The organism is Sphingomonas glacialis (assembly GCF_006439055.1).
In the GTDB taxonomy this organism is placed as follows: Bacteria; Pseudomonadota; Alphaproteobacteria; order Sphingomonadales; family Sphingomonadaceae; genus Sphingomonas; species Sphingomonas glacialis_A.
The window spans coordinates 1-630 of record NZ_RCZC01000024.1; the positions used below are offsets into that span (position 1 = coordinate 1).

Here is a 630-nt window from a genome sequence, read left to right on the forward strand (position 1 = left end):
ATCCATCTTGATGTCGCGGCCCTGGCTCTCCATCGCCGCCATGAAGAAGCGCAACGCATCGGCGCCGTACTGGTCGATCAGCCCGAGGGGGTTGACGACATTGCCCTTCGACTTGGACATCTTCGCGCCATCGGCAGCGCGGACCAGACCGTGGAGGTAGAGCTTCTTGAACGGCACATCGCCCATGAAGTGGATGCCCTGCATCATCATGCGGGCGTCCCAGAAGAACAGGATGTCGAAGCCGGAAATGAGGACGTCGTTGGGATAGCGGCCGTGCAGCGTATCCCTCCCCTCCCGCTCGCGGGAGGGGCTGGGGGTGGGCGCGCGCTCTATTGCAGGCGAACCGCTCGTGGAGGTCGGGAGCCCACCCCCAGCCCCTCCCGCAAGCGGGAGGGGAGAAGAAGAGTCGGGCCAGCCCATCGTCGCGAACGGCCACAGCGCAGAGGAGAACCAGGTGTCGAGCACATCGCTATCCTGGCGCAGCGCTACGCCCTCCCCGGCCTGCGCCTGTGCTTCGGCCTCGGTCAGCGCGACATAGATCGAGCCATCCTCGGCGAACCACGCCGGGATCCGATGCCCCCACCAAAGCTGCCGCGACACACACCACGGCTGGATATTCTCCATCCAGTT

Annotated in this window: 1 protein-coding gene; it reads right to left on the bottom strand. The window is 65.2% G+C overall.

Annotated elements, in window-relative coordinates:
• Positions 1-630 (bottom strand): class I tRNA ligase family protein (locus EAH76_RS24275; protein ID WP_194151072.1); only part of this gene is annotated, 630 nt, incomplete at both ends.